The organism is Prevotella amnii CRIS 21A-A (assembly GCF_000177355.1).
GTDB classification, from domain to species: domain Bacteria; phylum Bacteroidota; class Bacteroidia; order Bacteroidales; family Bacteroidaceae; genus Prevotella; species Prevotella amnii.
The window spans coordinates 1-25,189 of the sequence record NZ_ADFQ01000085.1; the positions used below are offsets into that span (position 1 = coordinate 1).

21 protein-coding genes are annotated in these 25,189 nt (G+C 32.1%); all 21 read right to left on the bottom strand.

The genetic code is table 11. The annotated features are described in order from the left end of the window. Positions 1-12: 12 nt before the first annotated feature. Entirely contained in the window at positions 13-882 is an 870-nt protein-coding gene (locus HMPREF9018_RS07460; protein WP_008450199.1) for an urea transporter, read from the bottom strand. A 115-nt stretch (positions 883-997) separates the two neighbouring features. Continuing rightward, the gene (locus tag HMPREF9018_RS07465; protein WP_008450113.1) at positions 998-1,495 is read right to left on the bottom strand and encodes a gliding motility lipoprotein GldH; all 498 of its coding nucleotides are present in this window, start codon (positions 1,493-1,495) and stop codon (positions 998-1,000) included. Continuing rightward, complete coding sequence (locus HMPREF9018_RS07470; protein ID WP_008450103.1) at positions 1,485-2,768, bottom strand: PSP1 domain-containing protein; 1,284 nt, start codon at positions 2,766-2,768, stop codon at positions 1,485-1,487. The genes HMPREF9018_RS07465 and HMPREF9018_RS07470 overlap by 11 nt, the downstream gene beginning before the upstream one ends. A gap of 49 nt (positions 2,769-2,817) precedes the next feature. Next, positions 2,818-3,963 carry a DNA polymerase III subunit gene (locus tag HMPREF9018_RS07475; RefSeq protein WP_008450089.1) on the bottom strand — a complete coding sequence of 382 codons (1,146 nt, stop codon included), beginning with the start codon at positions 3,961-3,963 and terminating at the stop codon, positions 2,818-2,820. Between the two features lie 124 nt (positions 3,964-4,087). After that, complete coding sequence (locus tag HMPREF9018_RS07480) at positions 4,088-5,344, bottom strand: nucleotide sugar dehydrogenase (protein WP_008450169.1); 1,257 nt, start codon at positions 5,342-5,344, stop codon at positions 4,088-4,090. Between the two features lie 303 nt (positions 5,345-5,647). After that, a complete protein-coding gene (locus tag HMPREF9018_RS07485) occupies positions 5,648-6,256 on the bottom strand; it encodes a serine acetyltransferase (RefSeq protein ID WP_008450083.1) in 609 nt (202 codons plus the stop codon). Then, complete coding sequence (locus HMPREF9018_RS07490; protein ID WP_008450126.1) at positions 6,256-7,215, bottom strand: ATP-grasp fold amidoligase family protein; 960 nt, start codon at positions 7,213-7,215, stop codon at positions 6,256-6,258. Before HMPREF9018_RS07490 ends, HMPREF9018_RS07485 begins: the two co-directional genes overlap by 1 nt. A gap of 17 nt (positions 7,216-7,232) precedes the next feature. Beyond that, positions 7,233-8,390 carry a TDP-N-acetylfucosamine:lipid II N-acetylfucosaminyltransferase family protein gene (locus HMPREF9018_RS07495; RefSeq protein ID WP_008450100.1) on the bottom strand — a complete coding sequence of 386 codons (1,158 nt, stop codon included), beginning with the start codon at positions 8,388-8,390 and terminating at the stop codon, positions 7,233-7,235. Continuing rightward, complete coding sequence (locus HMPREF9018_RS07500) at positions 8,390-9,823, bottom strand: lipopolysaccharide biosynthesis protein (protein WP_008450065.1); 1,434 nt, start codon at positions 9,821-9,823, stop codon at positions 8,390-8,392. The genes HMPREF9018_RS07495 and HMPREF9018_RS07500 overlap by 1 nt, the downstream gene beginning before the upstream one ends. A 126-nt stretch (positions 9,824-9,949) precedes the next feature. Continuing rightward, positions 9,950-11,086 carry a sugar-transfer associated ATP-grasp domain-containing protein gene (locus HMPREF9018_RS07505; RefSeq protein WP_008450057.1) on the bottom strand — a complete coding sequence of 379 codons (1,137 nt, stop codon included), beginning with the start codon at positions 11,084-11,086 and terminating at the stop codon, positions 9,950-9,952. 54 nt (positions 11,087-11,140) lie between these two features. Next, positions 11,141-11,965 carry an SDR family NAD(P)-dependent oxidoreductase gene (locus HMPREF9018_RS07510; protein ID WP_008450165.1) on the bottom strand — a complete coding sequence of 275 codons (825 nt, stop codon included), beginning with the start codon at positions 11,963-11,965 and terminating at the stop codon, positions 11,141-11,143. After that, complete coding sequence (locus HMPREF9018_RS07515) at positions 11,962-12,858, bottom strand: aldo/keto reductase family protein (RefSeq protein ID WP_008450158.1); 897 nt, start codon at positions 12,856-12,858, stop codon at positions 11,962-11,964. Before HMPREF9018_RS07515 ends, HMPREF9018_RS07510 begins: the two co-directional genes overlap by 4 nt. Positions 12,859-12,898: 40 nt before the next feature. Next, positions 12,899-13,444 (bottom strand): GNAT family N-acetyltransferase, encoded by a 546-nt coding sequence (locus HMPREF9018_RS07520; protein WP_008450063.1) that lies wholly within the window; start codon positions 13,442-13,444, stop codon positions 12,899-12,901. Then, entirely contained in the window at positions 13,434-14,519 is a 1,086-nt protein-coding gene (locus HMPREF9018_RS07525; protein ID WP_008450121.1) for a hypothetical protein, read from the bottom strand. Before HMPREF9018_RS07525 ends, HMPREF9018_RS07520 begins: the two co-directional genes overlap by 11 nt. A gap of 9 nt (positions 14,520-14,528) precedes the next feature. Next, complete coding sequence (locus tag HMPREF9018_RS07530; protein WP_008450184.1) at positions 14,529-15,737, bottom strand: ATP-grasp domain-containing protein; 1,209 nt, start codon at positions 15,735-15,737, stop codon at positions 14,529-14,531. A 44-nt stretch (positions 15,738-15,781) separates the two neighbouring features. Next, positions 15,782-16,891 (bottom strand): DegT/DnrJ/EryC1/StrS family aminotransferase, encoded by a 1,110-nt coding sequence (locus HMPREF9018_RS07535; RefSeq protein ID WP_008450179.1) that lies wholly within the window; start codon positions 16,889-16,891, stop codon positions 15,782-15,784. Further along, entirely contained in the window at positions 16,884-18,023 is a 1,140-nt protein-coding gene (locus tag HMPREF9018_RS07540; RefSeq protein ID WP_008450117.1) for an acyltransferase family protein, read from the bottom strand. The genes HMPREF9018_RS07535 and HMPREF9018_RS07540 overlap by 8 nt, the downstream gene beginning before the upstream one ends. Before the next feature lie 41 nt (positions 18,024-18,064). Then, positions 18,065-19,822 carry an acyltransferase family protein gene (locus HMPREF9018_RS07545; RefSeq protein ID WP_008450138.1) on the bottom strand — a complete coding sequence of 586 codons (1,758 nt, stop codon included), beginning with the start codon at positions 19,820-19,822 and terminating at the stop codon, positions 18,065-18,067. Positions 19,823-20,166: 344 nt separating this feature from the next. Further along, complete coding sequence (gene dapA, locus HMPREF9018_RS07550; RefSeq protein WP_008450108.1) at positions 20,167-21,051, bottom strand: 4-hydroxy-tetrahydrodipicolinate synthase; 885 nt, start codon at positions 21,049-21,051, stop codon at positions 20,167-20,169. A gap of 272 nt (positions 21,052-21,323) precedes the next feature. Next, positions 21,324-22,949 (bottom strand): MFS transporter, encoded by a 1,626-nt coding sequence (locus HMPREF9018_RS07555; RefSeq protein ID WP_008450098.1) that lies wholly within the window; start codon positions 22,947-22,949, stop codon positions 21,324-21,326. Positions 22,950-23,000: 51 nt separating this feature from the next. Next, entirely contained in the window at positions 23,001-25,166 is a 2,166-nt protein-coding gene (locus tag HMPREF9018_RS07560) for a dipeptidyl-peptidase Dpp5 (protein WP_039864662.1), read from the bottom strand. Between the last annotated feature and the right edge of the window lie 23 nt (positions 25,167-25,189).

Below are 25,189 nucleotides of genomic sequence, written 5' to 3' on the forward strand. Positions count from 1 at the left end.
AAAAAATAAATTTTATTTTTTGCTATCAAAGAATGTGTTATATAAAGCAACTATCCATACTGAAATTACAAAAGGTGCTGTAAGAGTAATAAAACCTAATTTTAAACCTACAAATTGAATTACAAGAGATAATATAAATCCTACTAAAACCTTAATATATATATGAGTCTTTGTATTAAGAATATTAGCAATAGCTAAAACAGTTAAAACAACGTTATAACCATACATACCATTATTTATAGAATGAGTTTCCACAAAAGGAAGCCAACAAACTATTAAAGATAATAAACCTGCTAAGAAAAATTCTATTGCCATTTTACGTGAATTTACTAATATTGCAAGAAAAAATAGTAAGCCTGTAAAAAGACTTTTACCTTGAAGCATTATCTGACCAAAATTTAAAGACAAAGCTTGAAGTAATAAAAACGGTTCTTTTGATATATTTTGTTCTATTGTAAATTGCTGTAAAATAGGGAAAGCATAACTTATAAGCAACATTAACCATGTAATTATTACAAAAGGTGCTGTAAGAGTGGGTAGCTTTTTTTGCTTTTCAAAAACATATACAATGAAAGTTGTAACAATAGAAGCAATTATCATTAGCAAAACAGACCAAATATTAATAGACATAAAACATGGAACAGCTATACCAATAAGAGTTCCATTAAAACCATAAAGACCATTTTTTATATTATTAGAATTATAATTAAGAAATATTGCTGTTAATGTACTTATAATAGTACCCAATAATGCAAATAAACACATTAATATAGAGTTAAAACCTATACCTACTAACATTAATATTCCTGAAAGTATATTATTCTGGAACATTACTTGCCCTACTCCACGAAATATGGCACTTATAACGTCATTTAATCTCATTTCTTTTTCTTAAACTAAAAAATCCAACCCCTATTTCCCTTATATTTTGTTTATATATCTATACTTTGGAAGAATTTCATATTATCTAAATCTTTTTATCTTTTATAAAATATTCTTATTGCTTTATAAGTGTTATTCCTATATTGGAAACACTCTGTAGTACATCTTCATTCATATTGTGATTAATAGTAATATGTATAGAATCATTACGTTTCAGATAAAAAGACTTTATATATGAACGGATAGTATTGTTACTAATATTCTCATGACCAATTATTTGCCCCTTTTTATTAACAATCTTACACCTTATAATATTACAATTACTATAACGAATAGTTCTTTTTCTTCCTTTAACAGAAATTATTTGCTCATTAACTATGACGCTAAGATTACGATAGGGAAAGTTTTTTGCCGTTCTTATTCCTAGAAAAAGCAAATATCTACCTTCCCATTGACGTGGAATATCAAAAGTCAAAGTATCTCTACGATTCCAACCTTGTAAGGAAACATTTTGATATTTATCGTATATGCGTGGGTCATTACATGAAATAGCGTTTATAATAAAAGCTATAAACGCTATAAAACATAATAAGTTACAACCCTTAAATTTCATTTTTAGTTTCTTGTTTTGAAGAATTGGTATTATACTTTCGTTGTCCTTGACGCTGACGATTATTATATGACTGTTTTTTATTTTGTCGTTCTGTACTTTGTTGCTGCTTACTATTTTCTTGCTTTTTAGTAATACTATTTAATTGTTCCTCTTTACTATAGCTTTGCTGAGAATTGTTTATTCGTCTTTTTTTCTTAGCTCTGTCAAATCGGCTTATATCAGCATTCGCTAATAAATCGGCAGAAAGTTTTTTAGGCTTTGCCTTACTATTCTCTTGTAAAGAAAGAGGTTTTTCTCCACGGCGATTTAGCTCTATAATTTCTTTAGCACGCTCTGCACTTATTGATTCTATATTAGCTGGGAAATTTTTATCTGTAGAATAGGAACATTGACCACTTAGAATATCTGTCTTAAAAAGATAGAAGTCAGCCTCCATTGTCTGTAACACAACCTCTTTGCTTGGTAGTTTACGTGCAGCTTCCATATAAGTATCTACTTCATAGTTAAGACAACATTTTAGTTTAGCACACATACCTGCTAACTTGGTGGGGTTTGGAGATATATCTTGAAAGCGTGCGGCAGTGGTAGAAACGCTTGAAAAGTTTTTCATCCATGTAGCACAACAAAGTTCTCTTCCACAAGGTCCAGTGCCACCAATACGTCCTGCTTCCTGACGAGCACCTATTTGCTTCATTTCTATTCTCACATGAAAAGTCGCTGCTAAGTCTTTTATTAACTGTCTGAAATCTACTCGTTCATCAGCAATATAATAAAAAATAGCTTTATTTCCATCGCCTTGGTATTCTACATCACCTATTTTCATTTTTAGACCTAAGCTTTTTGCTATTTGTCTACTTTTTATCATTGTATTATGCTCACGACTTTTTGCTTCGTGATATTTTTCCATATCTACATCTTTTGCTATACGATATATGCGTTTGATGTCTTCGGGCGATTTGATGTTAGAATTTTTCTTTATTTGTAACGTTACAAGTCTACCTGTTAGAGTAACCACTCCTATGTCATGACCAGGATTAGCCTCTACAGCAACAATATCTCCTTTCTTCAGATCTAATCGATTAATATTGTGATAATATCCTTTTCTTGTATTTTTAAATTGTATTTCTACAAGGTCAGTGCTAAAGCTATTGCCAGGGACATCAGCTAACCAGTCATATGTGTTCAGCTGCTTGTTTTGGCGCCCACATCCAGCATTACTAAGCCCTCTTGCGCAGCCATGCCAAACCTTAAATTTCATATTATTATAGTCCATTGAAAACTTTCTTATTTAATATATATATATGCTTATAAACATGTATTTATTATTTCTTTAATATGAGTAATATCATCTTTAATGCTAAATCGTAAAAAACTATTTTTGCATTTGCATTCTGATGAATATCCCTATATGCTAATTCTAACAATTCATTTATTTCTATTATATTTGCTTCATTAATAAAGCGAGAAAAATTCTTTGCAAAATTCTCCTCTTCCATAGTCAGATATATTAGCTCTGGTTGAGAAAAATTATACATAAAATTTTCTCGTATTTGCTGCATGAAATAGTATAACATACGGCGTTGTTTCTCTCTACCGTACATACTTATATTGTCTGACCAAGTCTTTAGCTCTTTTAAGTTACGTAGATATGCAAGGCGCATTAATACTTGAAACTGTTTAAGAAACTCTTTATTTTCATTATCTGTATTTATAGTTTCTAAAGCTTTAAGCCAGCTACCATTAGCAAGGTGTGCTATACGGCGTGCCATATCTTTATCTATACCGCGTTGTTCTATAAGAGAGTGCTCTATAGTAGCATCATCAATACGTTTAATATCAATACGTTGCGTTCGGCTGCGTATAGTTTCAAGGATTTGGTCTGGCTCTTCACTTACTAAAAGAAAGATAGTACCCGAAGGAGGCTCTTCTAAAAGTTTTAGCATTTTATTAGCCGATGTTTGGTTCATGCGTTCAGGTAACCATATAATAGATACTTTAAATCCTCCTTGACTCGATTTAAGTGATAATTTACGTGTCAGTTCATCTGCCTCAGCACCTGTTATAATTGCCTGTTGGTTAGTGGCTTTCATGTGATCCATCCATTGCTGTATAGTAAAATAAGAGCCTTGTAAAATCATATTTCGCCATTCTTTTATGTAATCAGAACTTATTGGTTGATGTTCAGCCCCCATAGAAGCATCTTTTATTGTAGGATAAGTAAAGTGAAGGTCAGGGTGTTCCCACTTACGAAGCATAGCTTCTATATGTGCATCAGCATTTAATATTGTATTGCTTTTTTGCATTCCTTCAGATAGAAGGTAGCAAGCAAAATCCATAGCAAGCGCCATTTTGCCTACCCCCTTTTCTCCGCAAAATAGTATTGCATGCGGCACACGATTTTCCTTTACAAGTGCTTTTAATCGTTGTATAGCATCTATTTGCCCTATAACCCTTTTAAAATTTGCCATAATAACCGCTTTTCTTATCTACAATATTAAAGAGTACAAAGATAAGAAATAAATGCGAGATATAAGAGTAGGTAAGGTTATAGTTTATCCTATTATATGTTTTATTATAATGTAAATAATATTATTAATCTCGTTTAAAGATGTCCCTTGTATATACTTTTTCTTTAATATCATCAAGACAGCTATCATAACGATTAGCTATAATAGCATGTGAAAGCTGTTTAAATTTATCAAGATTATTAACTATCTTACTACCAAAAAAGGTTGTATTATCTTTTAGAGTTGGTTCATATATAATAACTTGAGCTCCTTTAGCTTTTATGCGTTTCATAACACCTTGTATTGAACTTTGCCTAAAATTATCGCTATTTGATTTCATTGTAAGTCGATAAACCCCTATAACACATTCTTTTTCACTTTTAGGATTATAATCACCACAATCATTGTAGTCATAATATCCTGCAGTATGTAATATCTGATTGGCAATAAAATCTTTGCGAGTACGATTACTTTCTACTATTGCTTGTATTAAGTTTTCTGGAACATTTTCATAGTTTGCTAACAGCTGCTTTGTATCTTTAGGTAAGCAATAACCACCGTAACCGAATGAAGGGTTATTATAAAATGCTCCTATACGAGGATCTAAGCATACCCCTTGTATTATATTAGCTGTATCTAATCCTTTTACTTCTGCATAAGTATCTAATTCGTTAAAATAACTTATACGTAAGGCTAAATAAGTATTAGCAAAAAGTTTTACAGCCTCTGCCTCTGTAAGATTCATAAAAAGGGTAGGAATATTTTCTTTTATAGCACCTTGTTGTAAAAGATGAGCAAAAAGATGAGCATTTTTATCTAATTCCTCATTATTTTCTGGACGCCCAATAATAATCCTACTAGGATAAAGATTGTCATATAGAGCCTTACTTTCGCGTAGAAATTCTGGTGCAAAAATAATTTTATCACTTTTATATTTTTGTCGAACACTCTCTGTATACCCCACAGGAATAGTAGATTTTATTATCATAATAGCTTGTGGATTAACCTCAGTAACAAGTCTTATTACTTCTTCCACATGTTGCGTGTCGAAATAGTTGCGTACAGGATCATAATTAGTAGGTGTTGCTATAATTACAAAATGAGCGTCTTTATAAGCTTCTTTCCCATTAGTGGTAGCTTTAAGATTGAGCGATTTGTTTTTTAAATAATCTTCAATATAATCATCTTGAATAGGTGAAATGCCATTGTTTATCATTCTTACCTTCTCTTCCATGATATCAACAGTAACCACTTCGTTGTGTTGGCTAAGCAAAGTAGCAATACTTAGTCCTACATAACCTGACCCGGCAACGGCTATTTTATAATTGTTATTTATGCTCATTACAATCTGTTAGTTGTTTTATAGATAGTAGCAAAGGTAAGTATTTTTTTTTTCATAGTAGCTTATTGCCTTTTTTTATCTTTTATATTAAATAAGTATCCTATCTTTTTACTTTCTTTATCTATATAAAAAATATCCCTTATATGCAGCAATGCATCTAAGGGATATTTTATATAAAACTCTAAGAAGAATAAAAAATGAAGCATTAATATAAAAGGCTCATCTTCATAAAACAAAATTAATTATTTTTACTAATATCAACTAATATTTTTTATTATATACCCATTTCACTTTAATCTTTTATTAACATGAAACAAACTTCTCTTTATTAAAATCGTAATAGCACCACTTATTATTTCTCTTAGAATAAAATTTATTATCTAATATATTTTTCTTCATAATTAGCCTTGTCTCAGGGACAGCCACTGTATTAGGCTCAATATCTGTAACAACAACAGCATTAGCCCCTATCCTGCAATTATCTCCTATCTTAATATTACCTATTATCTTTGCTCCTGCCCCTATATACACATTATTACCTATTGTAGGAGAACCAAATTTAGGATGCCCTTTTATAGTATTGCTACCAATAGTAACTTGCTGAAATATTATACAATTCTTGCCTATTTTAGCTCCATTTGAAATAAAAACACCTGTAAAACCATGAGGGAAGAAAGGTATACTATCCATAACACATTCATGTCCTATCCAGCTACCATATTTAGAAAAAGTAGTATCGTAAATGGCAAGTAGCCTTTTACCCCCTGTTTTAGGATAGTTTAACCTAAGATGCTCTTTAAGTTGCCAAATATTATTAAACTTTATCTTAACATATATCTTAAACACAATATTAACAACAGTGTTATAACCGTAGCTAATTATCTTAATTAATATGTTATATATGCTCATCATTACTTTAGTTTTACGTTTGTTAGATCTATAGCTTTAGCAAACTCTCTCTGTGCTTCTTCCGTAAAATAATAATGTGACGCTGCAGCAGATGTAAAGGTTAATTCTCCAAAATATGGTTTATTGTTTATTATATAAAAGTCTACTCTCACTTGTGGAAAACCATCAGACAAATCTTTTGCTATATCAAGCATCTTCTCTAAGCATTTGGGACGAGGAATATCCTTATATTTTGCACTTTTATCAGTAAGCAAATCACGCCTATGCTGCCATGTGTCTTTGGTATATAAATCGACGGTTACTGAAGAATGTCCATTTTCTTTTTTCTTCCTATCATAACACAATAATACTATATAAGGCTTACCATTAAAGCACCACACCTTATAATCTACCAACGAAGACGATAAGCCTTGTGTTGCTTGGTCCTCTAACAGCTCCTCTACTATAATTCGAGGCTTTATCTTTTTATAATGTGGCTCTACTACCATACCCCTCCCTATTGGTATTAGCTTGGTTTTTAGATAGTTAGCTATGCTATCTAAATCTTCTGCTGCCTTATCCTTTATCATTATAGCAGAGCCACAATCGTGTGTACATTTTATAACAAACTTCTTTGGTAAAATATTAAAGTCAATATCTTCCACTCTGTCCCACACACCATAACACTTAGGTAATATCTCTTCATATCCTTTTTGGATAATATAATCTCTAACCTTATATTTATCTGCTAAGTCAGACCATACAGAGGTATCGCTCAAAGCTTCAAGCCACATTATTTTAGCATCGAGCGTTTGCGGATTTTCCCAGTTTAACGAATCCTTATGTGATGCTCTATACTTTAAAGAAAAAGCCTTTTTAAGATTCTTTTCCTGTAATTTTCTGAAATAATTAGAGCGAAACAGCTCTGCATAAAACTTATTTCTTATTATCTCTATAAGATATGAAATATAACTTTTATTCATTTCTTCTTTACTTTTAGTTATACCTTGTCTTTTTCTACTGTTGTGTATATATTACAAATCTCATTTAGAGCATCTTTTACAGAAGAATGTTTTAATATCACTTCTCTATTATTCTTTTTCTCCTCCATAGATAAAGACCTATTAATGGATTTTAATGTCAAATCGCTTTGAATAGAGAAAACTATCATTCCTATCGATTTAAAATATTTAAAGTTCACTGATGTTTCTGATAGAAAAACCTTACTTCCCTGCCACAGCATTTTATATATATTATCTAACGCAGCCTGCTGCTCATGTCCAAATATAGCATATCCACATTTTTCTAATAGCTTAAAATACTCTGTTTTTGGCATAAAATCTCTAAGTGCAACTATATTATTATCTCCCCAATAGCTCTTAGCGTCATTTATCACATAGTCTATATACTTTCCATCACCCCCATAATTTAGAGGTAACACTATTTTACGTTCCGCTGTAGTGTTACATTTTAATTTTGCTAATATATCAAGGTGATTATTTGGTACTCCTGCCGCATTCCCAACAAGTATATAAGAATCTAATTGTGGATAATGATCTATGTGCTCATCAGTAAATGGATCTTTTCTATCAAAATAAGCAAATGGTAAATGTTTAGCTTTAAAATATGGTACACTATCTTTTATAAGCTTATATTCTATAGGTAGGCAACCAGAAAAATAATCTATACGCTCTATTGACTGTTTTATCCTCTTATTATATATTAAATCATAAATAAAAACCTTCAGATTTATAATTCTTTGCTTCTTGTAGTTTTTATTCCAATACTTTTTTGTTAGAGATTTCAATCTCTTTAGTCGTATAAATGGTCTAATCTCATTAGGGTACCTATATAAATCAAAACCCCAAGCTTTCCATAATATTTTTACATTGTTTTTTATTTTAGAGATATAGTCTATAGGTATAGAGTTAAGACTGTGTAATATAACTAAATCAAAATCACCTTTATTAATATATTCTACACTTTCTCCCATAGGTATAACACGTATAAGCTCCTTATTCTTAATATAAGTAAAGTGATTATTTTTATTTTCAGCTATAAAGATATACTCCATATAGTGTTTACCTTTAGTATCTTCAAAAATATTTATTTCTTCATCTATGAATTTATCATCTACTATACAATGTAATATTCTCATTATTTTGCTATTATAAATTGTTTTATATATTCTATCTCATTATATCTAAATAGTATTGCGACACCTACATAACAGCCTATTCCAATAACTGTTCCTACTATTATTTGTAATATCACATTTTCTATAAAATAGACACAACCACTTGATACTATCAATAATAATATAGAGCTTAAAATGATAGGTAACAAATCTTTTACTTGCCTTATAAATCCTATAGAAATAAGTTTACCAGTATAAAAAGTGTTTATAGTTAGTGCTATTATTGAGTTGATTGCCAACCCTATGCACATAGCTTTTAGGCCCATAGAGAATGTTATTAAAATAATAATTACACCTAATATCTTTTTTATTATTTCTAACCGTAAAAACAGGTCAGACCTGCCTTTTACTTGCAGCAAATTAAGATTAATAGCATGTATAGGATGCCACATCAGCGCAACACATAATATTTGTAGATATATAACACAATTATCCCATTTATCTGTTAATAAAATATCTACTAATGGTCTGGCAATGGCAGCTAACAACATCATCAACGGGAAAATAATAAATGCTGACATCTTTAAAAGCTTTCGATAGTTAGTTTCAAGCCTTTCCATATCATCTTGTATTTCGCTCAACACTGGAAAAGTAACACGCTGCAACACACTTGTCAGATTAGAAGAAGGCAATGTTGCTAAACCTTGAGCTCTTGAGAAATATCCCAAGTCTGCAGGAGTAAACAGCTTACCAATAATAATAGGATAAATATTATTATATGTAGTATCTAATAATCCTGAAGCTAATAGCTTTGAACCATAACCAAAAAGATAATGAAACGATTCTTTAGAAAACCCATATCGTGGTCGCCACATAGAAAACTTCCATAACAAAATCATTCTAACTAAAGCATTACTTATACCCTGCCATACTAAAGCCCAAACGCCAAACCCATTGTATGCCAATATTACACCTATAATACCAGACATTATCGTTGATGCAAGAGATATTTTAGCCTGTGTCTTAAAGTTGATCTGGATAGTAAGCAATGCTTGCTGTACTATACATAATGAGTTTAAAAACATAGTAACAGATTCTAATCTTATAATCATAGTCAGTATAGGCTGATTATAAAAATTAGCTATCCATGGTGCTGCGATAAAAAACACTATATATGCAAAAAGCCCTACTACTATATTAAAATAAAAACAAGTAGAAAGATCTTTTTCTGTTCTATTGCTTTTTCGTATAAGTGCATTTGCAAAGCCACTATCTACAAATGCTTGAGCCACTGCAAAAAATATAGTAATCATAGCTACTATACCATAATCACTGGGGCAAAGCAAACGCGCAAGAATAATAGAAAACACAAAACCTACACTCTGATTAGAGAAACGTTCTACCGTACTCCATATTAATCCGTTTTTTGTCTTCTGACGTAAATTATCTGACATATCCTTTTTTATATTGTGATGCTTTTACACACCATTGATTTACTTTGCCCTAGACTTGCTCCTACTATACTTATATATATATTCCTAAAGGGGAACCTAATTTCTTAGAATATAAATAGTATGCTCTTACCTCTGTATTTTATTTCTTCTCCTTTTCTCTTCCAACGTTAAGTTATTGATTTTTTTTATTTTTTTTACAAAATAATCTTTAAGCATTGGATCTTTCATCCATGGAGTAAACATTTGATCATACATTATTCCTGGATGAGAGTTTATTTCCATACATTTAAATCCATTTGGAGTAACTCCTATATCAAATCCCATCCATTCTAATGTATTATATTTACGACAAAAAGATAAGATAAAATCTATTATTGCTTCATGATCTTCTATATGCCCAGATAAATCAAGTCCTGTGTCTGGATGTTTTTTTGTTTCTACAATCCTATCGGCATAAGCTAAATAAGATTTCTCTAAATCTCCCTTTTTTACATTAATTTTAGTAATTAAATTATATTTATCAGATGTTTCTAGAGAAGCATTATTTACTATAGTTGTTTGTTTTGTAGGTATTCTAACCCATTCTCCTACAACTACAGGATCATCTCCATGTATATTTAACACATTTATACGAATCGTGTGAATAAGTGGGCTAAATTTACTGAAGAAGTTAGAAGGTATAAGGTATTCTGTATATATGTAATTTGGATGATTCCGCACAAAAGAAATTATATCTTTCTCAGAAACAATATCATCATTAATAAAATAATTACCCTTAAAAAAAGATAGTTTATAAAATCCTTGGGCAAAAGAACCGTTATTGGGTTTACAAGCCATAACCCTATGACTCTGTAAAGACATTAAAAAAGCACTATCACTATTTCCTATATTATTATTATCAACCAATTCACATAATCCTTTCGGTGTAGAATAATAATAATATTTTGGCATAATATTATTAAATTTTGTTCCCTCTAAAATGAGCTTTAAAGTTAATTTATCATTTATCCATATTCTTTCCCAATCATTTAAAGGCCACACCAGTTGATAATCATAATCAGAAAGATAATCATTAAGATTATTTTCATCTAAGTTATAATAACAAGCATTACGAACCCAAAAACCTTTTGAATGTGCCCACTCTCTATAATCTTTGTTATAAATCTCCTGAAGATTTTCAGCATTCATAGTCCCCACATATTCCTTTATTCGATTTAAAGCGTATCCTGCGCCCAATAAATCTTCTTTTTTTGTTTTATCCATTACACTTTATAATATTATTTAAAAACTATACATTAAAACTAACAAACTAAAATATTAATTACAAGAACGTCCACCATCTACACCTATAATTTGCCCAACAATTCCATTAGCAGCATCACTTAATAAAAACACTGCAAGTTCTGCTACTTCTTCTGGTATAGTTATTCTATGATTTTTATGACTTCCCTCATATGCATTCTTTTCAATATCAACTTTATTTACAGACGCATTACAAATCCCTGGAGCTATACCATTCACTATAATATTTTTATTAATATTATATTTAGCTAAACCTCTTGTCAATGTATTCAATGCTGCCTTTGCTAAAAAATAAGGGTGATCCCCTGCTTCAAAACTATTTACCGATGATATATTTAAAACTTTGCCCCCCCCGAAACCATTCAATCTCTCTATTATTTCTATAAATTTCTTACAAATAAAATAAACTGATTTTAAATTTGTATCTAACATCATGTCGTAATCATCGGCTGGATTAGAATTGAATTTCACAAAAGCCGCATTATTTACCAAAGCATCTATTCCTCCTAACATATTAGCACATTCTAAAATAGAACTTTCTTCTTTATCAAAATCAAGTACATCCCATTGATAAGTAAATAAATTTTCACTTCCTATAAATAAAGAAGCTTTTTTCAATTTATCTATACTTCTACCTGTTATTACTACTTTTGCGCCGCATTCTATACATTTTTTTGCCATACAAAGCCCAATTCCATCGCTTCCTCCCGTAATAATAATCTTTTTATCTTCAAGAATTTTAGGATAATTTATTTGTGATAATGTTAATTTTGTAATGTGCCCATCTGTATACATATATTGCAAAAATACACGTATTTTGTTTAATAATTGACTAATCATAATATACTTTTTTTATTAAATTGTTTAATATAAGAAATGTCTAATTTTTGTTTATTTGCATAAACAAATTTATCTTGGTTAAGGGAGTCTATATATTTCATATCTTCACTACCTATGATTATCCCGTAACATTTCAAATCTTCTAATAAATGTTTTCTATTTATTGAGCGTATGGACATACACAATCCTTGATTAATAGCCCATTTTATAACAATCTGTGCAACTGTTACTCCTTTCTTTTTTGCAATAGTTTGTAAAACTCTATCATACATAATCGGAGGAACTCCTTTATAACTTTTTCCTACATTAAAAAGAGAAAAAGCTTCACTTACTATCTTTTTTTTATTACAATAATCTATTAAATACTTTCTTGTATTATAAGGACTTATCTCAAACTGATTTACCATGGGCGAAATTTCAGACTTACAAATAAGTTCATCCAAATGTGATGGCTCAAAAGAACTAACACCAATAGCACGTACTTTTTTTTCTTTATAAAGTAACTCCATTTCTTCCCACATTTCACAACTATTAAACCATGGCCAATGTATAAGCAACAAATCAACATAATTAGTTTTTAACTTTGAACATGACTTATAATATTCATCTATTAAAGATGATTTTTTTACAACTTTCTCATCAACAACATTATATATGTCATAAAAATTCACCTTACTTGTTATAAATATATTCTTCCTATCTATATTATTATCCTCTATAAAAGAACCTAATACAGACTCATTTTTATAATACCATGCTGTATCAAATCGATTAAAACCTAAAGAATAGGCAATAGGTAGTATTTTATATAAATCTTCATTTAGCATTGGATATGTGCCAAACCCTATCATCGGCATTTTCACCCCATTTGGTAATAACATATATTTATTCATACAACACAATATCAATTCTATTTATAACAAACAAACTCTTCTAATATGACTTTTTACTTAAACAAATTTCCTTATATTCTGACTTTAAAAGTGAAAGTATTACCTGATCTTTATACTTTCCATCCTTATATATATTCTCTCTAAGTAAGCCTTCTTCAATATATCCAAGCTTTTTATGCATCTTTAAAGATGCTATATTATCCTTTAAAACTATAGCTTGAACCTTATGTAAATTTTTATGATTAAATGCATAATCCAATAATAAAAGCATAGCTTCTGTACCATACCCACAATTCCAAAACTTATGATTTCCTATAAGTATTTGCGTGTTAGCCTTACGATTTATATAATCTATCTCTGTTAGATAAATATTTCCTATATATAAATTACTTTCTATAGTACAAATAGCTAATCGTATATTCAGATTATCATTTATAGCTTTCTGCACCCACGAACGCTCTATCTGCTTGGAAACGAAGTATTTACCCCCCCCCAATAGACTTGTTATACTATTATCATTACGCCAACTTACCGATGTTATATAATCATCTTCTTCTAATGCTCTCAAGTAAATTCTATTTTTCATATACCGAATTAATTATATCTGAAATCTTACACATATCATCTAAATTATATCTTTGATCTATAGGTATAGCAAGAATATGAGAATAAATATATTTTATATTTTCGTTTATTAATACCTTATCTGTGTTTACTGGCCATAAAACAGGAGCATAAATATGCTCTTTTGCTAAAGCTTTTTGCAAATTTGCTCTATCTTCAGCATAAAAAGGGAAATATAATGGTGCAGTTGTAACCTCTTCTAAACAACTACAAGCTAATTCTATCCCCCCCACACATGCATTTATATGTTTAAAAAGATATTTATAATTACTAAACCTTTTTTCCACATATTTTGATATATCACCTTTAGCCAAAATATTTTTAGAAAAGTTTGCCATTTTATGACACTTAATATTATTTGCAGCAGCAGCAGCTTCTTTACTAATTCTAATAGATATCGACTTTATTTCTTCATCGCCTAACTCAAAATATTTTCCTCTTAAATACATTGCATCTATTTGTTTTTGAATAAAAGAAGCGTTTTCTATCATTGGCTGTTCTATACTTTCATTCGGCAATGTTGACTCTAAAAAAGCTCCATCTGGTATTTTTAACCATTTACGACTACTTCCTACAAAATAATCAAATATGTCTGGTCTTTTATCCGTATAAATGCATTGAGTAAGATCCTCCAATAATATACAACCGCTTTGCTTTATTTTATATAAAACTTTAAGTTCGTCCAAATTTAGTTCCATACCATAATATGGATGTACTACTATCATTGTTGGGTGATATATATTTGCAAGACTTAGCAAATTATGTGCATCTATGCGTAAGTTTTTCTTTATATCATAAAAATAATAAGTCCAACCTTGTTGTTCAAAAGGCTCTATTACTGTCTGACAAGTATAGGCTGGTATAAGAACTACTCTTTTTGATTTTTCATATTTCTTTGCAACAGCATATATAGCCTCTCTACAAAGAGAGAAGTATATACGATTATATATAGTTTCCTTGAAAATATTTACATCATCTTTAGATGAAGATAAGTCTGTAGCAGTTAAAGGAAAAATACTTCCTATATCTTTTTTCATACAATTATTTTATAAGATATTTATATGTATATAATCATTTATCCTCCTTAACACCTCATCAAGCTCTGGTCTGCTTTCAGCATATAAGAAGACTGTTCCAAGAGATGTGTTTGCACCTGTAAATGTAGAAATAGCATCTCCTTGTTTTACTGTTAAAGAAACGTCTTTAACATATTTATGCAAGAAATCTTTATCAAAATCTATTGAACCTAAAATACCTGGTTTAGAAGAATGTAAAACATAATTACACCACGCACCTTTATAAGAAGGAGATTCTATTTTTGGTAAAGGCAAAGATACTGCTTTACAAATTTCAGCAGATATTAAAGACTGTCCTGTAGCCATATCTTGCAACTCTGCTATACGGTTTCCCCCACCTCGTGGAGAAACTTCCATAAGATAAGCCTTACCATTTGTACTTACACGACATTCAACGTTAAATATACCTGTACGGACATTAAGCAATATAAATAATCTTTTTAATTCTTCTTTTATCTCACATTGATAATTTAAGGGCATAGAGGAAGGCCATATTTCTGCAGATGGTGTAAACGGATTAACTGCATTATCATCAAAAAGCTGATCATATAAATCATTACAAAGGACTTGTTCTCCTTGTATATAAGCCTCTATCCCAGAAGAATTGCCCTCCTTTTCTAAAAATTCTTCTATTATAAAATAACCATTATGTGCTTCTGATAGGGCATAAGATATAGCTTCAGATAAATCCTCTTTCCTTTCAACCTTGCTTACTCCTTTGCTTCCTGCAGAATCTACAGGTTTTACAATAACAGGCCAAGAGAAAAAGTCAACGTCTTCTAAGGCTTCATTGACATTGTTATATCCTTTTGCTTTAGGACTATTAAAACCATTTTCTGCAAGAAACTGACGAAACAAATGCTTATTTTGTAAAATAGTAGCAGCCTTATATGAACACTGAAAAGGTAATTGCATTTTCTCTGCAACATACGCTGCTGAAACAACACCAGGATCTACTGCAAACGACATAATACCATCTATTTGCAAACTTTGAGCCTTCTTCAGTACTTCTTCTTTATCTATAATACTAACATTACAATATTCATCAGAATATTTATGAGCGATATTATTGGGTAAATAATCGGCTGTAATAACATATATACCCATATTATGAGCTTCTCTTATAACAGGGAGCAGGTAGCTTAATCCACCCAACAGCATCAGTCTTTTTTGTTTCATTCCTTTTTTTTATAGCTATATCTTAAATAATTCTTATACTACATTTATCTTTTTACTACTTCTATAACCCTTTGTACATCTTCTTGTGATAATGCATGATGCATAGGCAAACATATAACAGTGTTTGCAAGATGAGTAGCTATTGGTAAGTTGTCTGCAGAGGCACTCTCTAAACCTCGATAGGTAGAAAAACTGCTTATTAGCGGATAAAAGTAGCGACGGGCAAGGATATTATGTTGCTTTAGTTTAAGGTATAGCTCATCTCGAGTCATACCATACAGCGCAGCATCTATAAAAATGGGGAAATAAGAATAGTTGTGCTTCACCTTTGGCATATCGTCCCAAAATGTTATTCCTGCTACGTCTCTTAACGCTTCGCGATAAGCTACTGCTACCTCTCTACGAGCAGCAATGGCTGCATCTACCTGTTGCAGATTAAGCAAGCCATAAGCAGAGCGCATCTCGTCCATCTTACTATTAATGCCCGGAGCCACAACCTCCGTTTCGCCTGCAAAACCAAAATTCTTTAGATAATCAATGCGTTTTTTCAGCTTGGCGTCATGCATTACCATAGCTCCTCCCTCTATAGTATTATATACTTTTGTGGCATGAAAGCTGAGCGTTGCAACATCTCCTGCATTTATAAGACTCTCACCATTCACCTCTACACCAAAGGCATGTGCAGCATCGTAAATCACTTTTAAGCCATACTTGTCGGCTATACTCTGAATGGCTTCTACATCGCAAGGCTTTCCATAAACATGCACTGGTAATATGGCTGTAGTACGTGGGGTAATGGCAGCTTCTATCTTATTAGGATCAATGTTGCCTGTATGTGGGTCTATATCTACAAACACCGGCTTAATACCATTCCACCATAAAGCATGGGTAGTGGCTACAAAGCTATAAGGAGTGGTAATTACCTCGCCTGTAATATGCAATGCTTGTAAAGCTGTAATAAGCGGCAACGTACCATTGGTAAACAAGCTAATATAAGGCACTTTCAGATATTCGCATAAAGCGTCCTCTAAACGTTGATGAAACAAGCCGTTATTAGTTATCCACTTACTATCCCAAATATCTTTAAGCATAAGATTAAAATCTTCAAGTTTTGGTAATAGTGGTGATGTTACTGTAATCAATTTTTCATCCATTTATTTTTAAATATTTTGTCAATATCTTGTTATGTGATATTATATTAAAAACAATATTAATCAAAGCTTTCTCTATTGTCTTTTGTCTGATATAATCTATTAAAGCACAAGAACAAAACACTATAATAGGTATTACTATAGCATGAATATAAATGCCGCTTTGATAATACATTCCTACATTATTACATACATCATGCCATAGCCAACGACGCATATCACGAGAAGCAGCGTGTATTAGCAACACACCAAACGTACAAGAAGCTATAGTGTTTATGACACGACTATGTTTTAATGGTAAATTTTTAAACATCATAAAGGAACATATACTTACTGCAAGAGCTAAAGCCTTATTAGTTTCAGAAACAAAGAAAATTACAAACCCCATAGTTGCAGACTTACCCAATGTGCTATATAAATAAAGAATAAAAAACATGCTCACAACAGAAATCACTATGAAAGCCATTGTTGCTATAGCCCATACCCTAAAATTATCGTTATACGGTATTTTATATTTTCGTATATATGAAGCTATAACATATAATACTGAAAACCACGTAATATAGTTGAACTCCACATTTATAAAAGGCACTGTTCCTAAGATAGTATATGTAAAAACACATAATGATAATAAAGCTAAATGTTGTCGCTGGCTTATATTATTAATGCATGCATTAAGAAAAGGAATGAAAAGAAAAAATATTATAAAGCAAGCAGAAAAATTCCTACTTATACCACCGATAGGGTTTACCATATCTATTAATCCTTGCAAAGAAAAAGTAGAATATCCTGTAATTAGAAAGATACTTCCTATTATAATACTATAAAACTCCATTTGCAGTATTAGCTTTAAAAACTTATGTAACGTTATATGCGATTTACACATAAAATAGCCTGTTATAAGTACGAAACAGTTTATACCTGTTTTGCCCCATGCTCCGGTGATATATAAATATATACTTTTTATAGCTGTTGGATACTGCTCCATAACATGTACTAAATCGGAATTTACAACATAATGATGCATCACTATAAGCAACATCACTATTATCCTATATAGTTCCAAATTAGAACTTCTCTCATGTTTTACATAACTATCTGTAACAGAACTGGGGGGGGGTACTTGCACTTTCATTTTATTAAACCGTTTTTTATATTATCTTTTTACTAATCTTCTCACAAATATTTCTTAACATTAAGCTTTTTTGCATAATATTTGGCACCTTCTTTTGTAAGATGTAAGCCATCGTGGGATATAAACTTATGATTTGGTGTAAATACGGTTATTTCGCCATCTTTGTTTTTTAACACACCCATCATATCTATATATCTACTTCTATATAATTTTCTTTCTATATCATTTATTTCCCTACTTCTTTCAGGCTCTACAACATGCCTCTTATAATAGTTTTTATCTCTAAAGATATTATTATACATTGGACCAATAGACGAATAATACTTTTTATAACCAACGCGCCAAAACTTTTTATCGTAAAAATATGGTAACATATAATAAAACACTTTTAGCTCATTAGAGTTTGCTACAAAAATAACATTAGCCTTTTTAGCTCTTGCTATAGCACTACTATCTACATCTATTCCATGATAAGATATATTATATTTTGTGGTATCTATATTGCTTTCTAACATTATATTAATCCAATCGCGTCCATAAGAATCGCCAAAAACTAAAATATTTTTCCTACCATTAGCTGGGAAATCTTTATTAAACTTATTTATACGTTCGTTATATCCTTGTTGCTCCCAGCTTGAAGGATCATTTTTATATATGTTAAGCTGAGGAACGTCCCTCATCACACCTTTCTTATTATACACATAAGCTCCTACTGCTATCAACATTATTGCTAACACTATAGAAAAAATGATGATATAATTACTTCCTTTTTTAGTACGCGCAATGTCAGATAATGGCTTCTCTATATACTTATAACATATCAATCCTATTATAATGGACATAAAGAATAGTCCTAAATATTCTGTTATGCTAAAATCGTAATTTACTATATATCTATATAATGCTATAATAACTTGATGAAAAATATATATACTATAACTGGCAACTCCTAATTTTGCTATTGCTGGCAGCTTATAGCTTTCTAATAACCTTTTATCTCTTTCCTTTAATATCAATAAACCTGTAGTTAAGGCCACTGCTATTATAAGGCGTATTTTCTTTGCATCTATTTCAAAATTAATCGATATTATTAATATTAATGCTATTAATATAAATAAAACATATTTTGTTAAGCTATTACAAGCCTTTTCCTTTCTATAATTAAAAGCCACTATGCTCCCTGCTACAAACTCAAATAACCTTGCTGGTAATAAATAAAATTTTACAGAAGTATCTATCTCATCTTCTCCTATAGGTATAAGATAAAAAGCTATAGAGGCTATAAATATTATCCAAAGAAATAACTCCAGCATTCGCCCCCCCCGATTTTTACTATTTTTAACTATAAATATTATAGGAAATAAAATATAAAACTGGAAGATTAATCCAACATACCAAAGGTGCATTAATGGCTTAAAATCATTTATTGAGTCCCAATAATCTCTACTTGTAATATATTGCACTACATTACCCATAAAGATACTACTACCTACAACCATTTCACTACATAGCTTAAAGTCGGCAGGTACCATAACAAAATAGCAAATAAATAATGATATGGCTATTGCTATTAATGACATAGGGGCAAGTCTTGTTATCCTTCTCTTTATAAAATTAGAATAGTTCGACCCATTCATTGACTTATATTTTAGAAGACTTATAGTTGTTAAATAGCCGCTAATAACTAAAAACACATCCACTCCTAAGTAACCATAATTAAGCAAACCTATATGAAATAAGACTACACCTAAAATAGCTATTCCTTTTATAACATCAAAAAACTGAAAACGGTTATCCATTATATTTTTATTATAAGAAAACTAAATATTATATTATAAGACCTTTTATAAATTAAGCTTTATTCATAACTAAACGCAGGGAGATAACTTAAAATGGTTTTTCTTATTGACTTATAGGCACATCTTCCCTTCTTTCTTATGTATTAAACAAAGAAAGTATATACAAAAACATATCCCTATCCAATAAAAAACTCCACTTTTGAGGCTATATATACAATGCCCCGCAGAATACTTTTAGTTAGATTTCTGTTTTAACAGCTTACAAAGGTATTAAATATATTTCAAAGGGTTAGCCTTTTTATCGCTTTTTATCACCCATAAACACAATATTGCTCTTACATTACTTATAGCCTCAGCCCCTTTAAGATGTCATTCATCTTTTGCTTTGTCTCTATACGAGTAGGTACTAATGGTAAACGAAGTATATTCTCTATCATTCCCATATCGTTTAACAAAGCTTTACAACCAGCAGGATTTCCATCTACAAAAAGTAGCTTATAAAGCTCGGTAAACTTATGATGTATTGCACGAGCCGCCTCAAACTCACCATTAAGCTCTAAACGTATCATACGCGAAAACTCCTTAGGCAAAGCATTACCTATAACAGATATAACCCCTACTGCTCCGCTCACTATCATAGGGAAAGTAAGAGCATCATCACCACTGAGAACTTCAAAGTTATCTGGCTTATATTTTATAATTTCATCTACTTGCTCTAAGCTACCTGAAGCCTCCTTGATAGCTACCACATTAGAGAAGCTATTAGCTATCCTTATAGTTGTTTCTGCCGTCATATTAACGCCTGTTCTTCCCGGTACATTATAAAGCACTATGGGCAATTTGCTTGCATTGGCTATTGCTTTAAAATGTTCATACAGTCCTTCCTGACTCGGCTTATTATAATAAGGACAAATACTTAATATACCATCTATACCTGACCAATCAGACTCTTTTATTTCACGCACAACTGCTGCGGTATTGTTTCCTCCACAATATTTCAATATAGGTACACGCCCTTTTACTACGTCTATGACCGTTTTAGTAATTTCGTCTTTCTCACCCTTTTCCAAGCATGGCGTTTCACCTGTTGTTGCAAGGATAACTATAAAGTCGGCTCCGTTACATATCTGGTAATCGACTAAACTTTTTAAGGCTTTATAATCCACACTTCCATCTTTCTTAAAAGGTGTAATAAGAGCTATACCTAATCCTCGAAATATGTTTTGCATACGTTTTATGTTTTTAGAAGTATCTCTTTATATAATAAATGCTTGTAAATATAAGCCTAAAGACCATCATCTGCCGTCCCAACTTATATATGCAAATGTAACAATTAATAGTTAGATGTCCAAAGTTTTCAATATTTATTTATATATTAATATCAAGCATAATAACAGCTAAAAAGCAATCTTTCTGTTATACTAATGCCTTTTTAAAGCATTAAAAGGGTATCTCCTCTCAAAGGAAATACCCTTAACTTTTTATACACTTAAAAGCGCGCTTACGCTTTTATATTTGGATCTTCAAGACCTAAATGCTTCTTCTTGTCTACCACTTTTAAGAACAATCCAATAACCAAAGCTGCTACTCCAAGCCCGGCTAACATAAGTAAAGGAGAAGTATAATTGAGCTTTGTAGGATCTGTAATACCCACGTTAGTAGCATCGAGAACATTACCTATGAGCAAAGGTATTAACCATAAGCCTATGTTCTGTATCCAAAAGATTAAAGCATATGCCGAACCTATAATCTTAGCATCTACCAGTTTAGGAACAGATGGCCATAAAGAAGCAGGTACAAGTGAGAAAGAAGCTCCAAGAACAAGTATTGTCAGATAAGCTACTATAACTCCACCTACATCATTACCCCTAAACATAGGAAGCACAAAAGCAAATGTAAGATGACAAGCTATTAACAATATAGAGCCTAACACAAGCATAGAGGCAGCCTTACCCTTATGGTCTACATAGCTACCAAGTATAGGAGTTATACCAACTGCTAACAATGGGAACACGGCAAATATTGTTTCTGCAGACTGTCGCATATACCCCATATAGCAATATGCCACTAAAGAGCATACAGAAAGACAAAGAACACCATACTTCACACTCTTATTTTTCATAAAATTGAACATAAAAGCTGTAGCAGCAATAACTAACATCAAGCCATATTGCACAAAGGTTACCGTACTGGAAGCCCAAAACGAGTCTGCTGGCACTGGCTTAAAAGTAAGATTACACTGAAGCATATTTACAGCATACTTCTGGAATGGGAAGATAGCAGAATAGTAAAGCACACAAAGTAATGATACTAACCAAAAGCCCATAGAGCTTAATATCTTACCAAGATCGCTGAGCTTAAAGGGATCGTCTTGTTCTTCTGCCTCACCAGTCTGACTATCGAGCTTCTTATCCATAAAGAAGTAAACAACAAACATCATCAAAGCAATGCAAATAAGCACTACACCAAAGGCTACCGAACGAGATACATCAATGTTTCCGCCAAACTTTGCAAAGAAAGGAGAAAAGATCATACAAGTAGCAACACCTAAACGAGCCAATGCCATTTCTGAACCCATGGCTAAAGCCATTTCTCTACCTTTAAACCATTTCACTATACCTCGTGAAACAGTAATACCTGCCATCTCTGTTCCACAACCGAAAAGCATAAAACCTATAGAAGAAACCTTTGCCGATGCGGGCATTCCTTCATAAAAAGGCGACACTCCAAGTTGGTCGAAAACAGGTATATAGTTAAGATTAGCTGTAAACCAGTGGTCTAAGCCGCTACCTTTAAACCCTTCACTTATAGCATAATATTTTATACATGCACCACAAAGCATTACCAAGCCTGAAAGCAATGCAGTGAAACGTACCCCCATCTTATCAAGTATAATACCTGCAAAAATAAGGAAAAACACAAAAACATTAAGAAAAGTTTCTGACCCCTGCATAGTTCCAAATGCTTTAGAACTCCAGCCGCGCTGGCTCTCCATTAAGTCTTTTATAGGCGACAAGATGTCTACAAAAATATAAGCACAAAACATAGCAAGTGCTAAAAGAAGAAGTGCTGTCCAACGGATTCCAGCAGAATCTCTAAGTGTTGTTTTTTGGTTTGGATCTGACATATTTATCTTTTTATTAGTTGTCTATATTAATATTCTGTTTTGTTTCTCTTTTTACTTCTTTAACCATCTATCAAGCCAATTCTTAAAAGTACGTTGCCATAATATGCCGTTCTGTGGCTTCAACACCCAATGATTTTCATCAGGGAAAAGTAGTAATTCGGCTGGTATACCACGCAAGCGAGCAGCATTAAAAGCCCCCATACCCTGATTAGCATTTATACGATAATCCTTTTCTCCATGAATGCAAAGTATAGGTGTATCCCACTTATCCACACTTAAGTGAGGACTGTTCTCGTATGTTCTTCTTGCAGCTTCTGTACGATCCTTATTCCAATAAGCATCATCATACTCCCAATTGCTAAACCAGACTTCCTCTGTATCGGTATACATACTCTCAAGATTAAAAGCACCATCATGCGAGATAAAACACTTAAAGCGTTTATTATGATGACCCGCTAAATAATAAACGGAGAAGCCTCCAAAAGAAGCACCTACTGCTCCAAGACGATCTTTATCCACATAAGGCAAATGTGCTGCGGCATCGTCTATGGCAGATAAATAGTCGCTCATACACTGACCTGTCCAATCGCCTGAAATCTCTTCATTCCATTTGCTGCCATATCCCGGCAAGCCACGCCTGTTAGGCGCAATTATAACATACCCATTTGCTGCCATCATCTGAAAATTCCAACGATAGCTCCAAAACTGAGATACAGGGCTCTGCGGTCCCCCCTCACAATATAATAATGTAGGATACTTTTTACTTGCATCAAAATTAGGAGGAGTGATTACCCATACCTGCATATCCTTACCGTCAGAAGTTTTAACCCAACGATCAGTTACATTAGCTTTTGCAAGCTGATCAAGGATATGTTTGTTTTCAAAACTTATCTGTGTTTGCACACTTGCCTTTTCCTTTTTAGAAGGAGTTACTACATATATATCTGCTGGTGCAGACATACTCTGCCTTATTGCCAAAAGCTTCTTTCCAGCATCACCTAAAAGAGCCACACTTGTATAATCGTGCTGACCTGTGGTAAGCTGCTTAACTTCACCTTTCAAATTGGTTTGATAAAGGTTTACACATGCATGCCAGCAACCATAAAAGTACAAGTCTTTAGAATTAGCAGCCCATGTAAAACCATCTACATTAGAATCGAACTTCTCTGTAACATAAACTTTCTTTCCTGTAGCCAACTCCATTACGCAAAGACGATTACGATCGCTCTCATAACCATTATTCTTCATGCTCTGCCAAGCAATATATCTACCATCTGGCGAAAACTGAGGATTAACATCATAACCCACCTGCATATCGCCACTTTGGCTGTTTACTTTTTGGGCGCGCATACTCTTTGTAGCATCTATCTCCGGCTCTTTATACCCTACTGGCTTGCAAAGATTTACAGTGTTTTTAGTAGCAATATCATATAAATATATATCCGCATCTGTAGATATTGCATACTTAACACCTTCACGCTTGCGAGAAGTATAAGCTATCTTCTTTGAGTCCTTGCTCCAAGCTATCTGCTCTATGCCTCCAAAAGGTGCTAAAGGGCTCTCAAAAGGCTCACCTTCCATAATATCTATACCCTCAGATACTCCCTTATCACTTACTTCAGATAAGAAAGGGTGTGTATTAGTCTGCACATAATGGTCCCAGTGTCGATAGTTCATATCTGTTATTACCATACCAGAGGCTTTAGGAAGGTCAGCAGGATTCTTTTTTATCGTACCATAATAGGGTATGCTTTTTAGAAGAACTACATGCTTTCGGTCAGGTGAAAACTTAAAACCTTCTATATCAATAGAAGAATGGGACAACTGCTTCCTATTATCACCATTAGCACTCATCACCCACAACTGCCCTTTAGAAAGATAAGCTATAGTGTTATTATCTATCCATATAGGGTCAGTCTCGTTGCTTGACAACTTTGTTAATAAGCGGTCATTCTTTCCATCGGCATCCATTACACGGATAACTTGATGCCCCTTATTTTCCTTCACACTATAATAACCTACCTGATACACCACTTGTCTACCATTTGGCGACGACTGGGCAGAGGTAATCCTGCCCATTGCCCATAACACTTCTGGTGTCATCACATTACTCGAAAGAGATATTTCGCTCCTTCCTATATTAACATTTTGCGCTTTAGCCATACTTCCTCCTGATAATAAAGCCGCAGTCATAGCAATTATTATTCCTTTATTCATAACATAGAAAAATATCAGATTAG